The 1,491-nt window shown below is 62.4% G+C and carries 2 protein-coding genes; one reads left to right on the top strand and one right to left on the bottom strand.

What is annotated here, in order from left to right; translation table 11 throughout:
- Nucleotides 1–387, bottom strand: a 387-nt coding sequence (locus tag JCM25156_RS16380) for a cold-shock protein (protein WP_025813965.1), incomplete at its 3' end; no start/stop codon positions are given.
- A gap of 376 nt (nucleotides 388–763) precedes the next feature.
- Here JCM25156_RS16380 and JCM25156_RS32745 point away from each other — a divergent pair.
- A complete protein-coding gene (locus tag JCM25156_RS32745) occupies nucleotides 764–1,471 on the top strand; it encodes a TetR/AcrR family transcriptional regulator (RefSeq protein WP_242402715.1) in 708 nt (235 codons plus the stop codon).
- Nucleotides 1,472–1,491 lie beyond the last annotated feature (20 nt).

The raw sequence follows: 1,491 nt of genomic DNA, 5'->3' as shown, positions 1-1,491 counted from the left end.
CTCGGGCTGGGCCGTGCTTTCGTCAACGGAAAGAACGGCCGCGACCTGACGACCTTTGGGCCCCTGGCCGATCTGCACCACCAGCGTGGTTCCCGGCGCGACCGTGGCATGCCCGGTCGGGTTCAGGGCATTGGCGTGCAGGAACACGTCACCCGATCCGTCGGACAGCTCGACAAAGCCGAAGCCCTTCTCGCTATTGAACCACTTTACGGTGGCGCCAATTTCCGGGCCGGATGCGACGATCTGGGGACCAGCGCCTCCGCCACCAAAGGAACGGCGGGGCGGCGGGGCGCCGCGATCACCAAATGAAGGCGATGACATGAAATCATCGTCAAATCCGCCGCGGCGCGGGGAGCGGGAGCTGCGGTCGGTCCTGTTACTTCTCAACGGTCGTAATCCCGAGGTCTAGGTGGTGGATATCCCCTGCGGGAACCCCACCGAATGAAAGCACGTTTGCAGGATGGAGATCAGCCTTTCTGGCGCTTACCGTGGTTTAGGCGGCCCGGCTCCGGATAACATTCTCTGTCCTGCGGTGACCCTAGCATAAATCGCATCGGCATCAACAACACCAAAGCATATTCCCGCCGTTGGTTGCACAAGAATTCTCACCTGTGAACAGTTTTGTGAGCGGCGGGACACACCGGCATGGACGCCAAAAGCTGCAAATTAAATTCAGGAATTATCCTTGCATTTCGCCGCGGGCGCACATTATGGGGAAAGCGCCCTGCGTCACATGCTCCCTAGCTGATAAGAATATCGTGCAATGTCTGATACATCGCCCCCCCGCCGTGGCCGTGGTCGCCCACCAAAGACAGCCCGCGCGCCAGAGGGCACGCGCGGCATGCTGGTGCGGGCGGGCGTGGAGCTGCTGACGGAAAAGGGATTTTCCGCCACCCGCGTGGATGACGTGCTGAATGCTACCGGAATTTCAAAAGGCTCGTTTTACGCCTGCTTTGACAGCAAGCAGGCGTTCGGCCGCGTCCTGATCGAGCATTACGCCAGCTATTTCAACGCCCGCATCGACCGGTGCCTGGCCGATGGCGCGCGCCCGCCGCTGCGGCGGCTGCTCGATTTCGTTCATGACGCGCGTGATGGCATGCAGCGCCACGCATTCCGCCGGGGATGCCTGATCGGCAATCTCGGCCATGAAATCGATATTCTGCCCGAATCGTTCAATACCCTGCTATGCGCGATTCTGCGCGGCTGGGAACGCCGCGTGACCGAATGCCTGCTGGAAGTGTACGGCGCCGCGCCCAGCGCCGCGCAAAGGCAGCTCTGCGCCGGATTTCACGTTATTTCTGGATCGGGTGGGAAGGGGCCGTACTGCGCGCGCGGGTGGAACACGGCCCCGCGGCGCTCGATCTGTTCGCGACCTTCTTTTTCGTGCAGGCGGCGGACCTGCTGGGAGTGGCCGCACCCGACATGGCCCGCACTATCCCGCCCGTATCGCCCGGACCGCCTGCGCGCGTGAAAACAGATCCAGCAGCAGGC

This window comes from Komagataeibacter kakiaceti JCM 25156 (assembly GCF_000613305.1).
Note: the sequence above shows the minus strand (reverse complement) of the source record. Positions and strands in the feature narration are given on the sequence as shown.

Bases quoted from the DNA above. Each gene is read 5' to 3' on its own strand.
- JCM25156_RS32745 (WP_242402715.1), top strand. From the start codon at position 764: ATGTCTGATACATCGCCCCCCCGCCGTGGCCGTGGTCGCCCACCAAAG.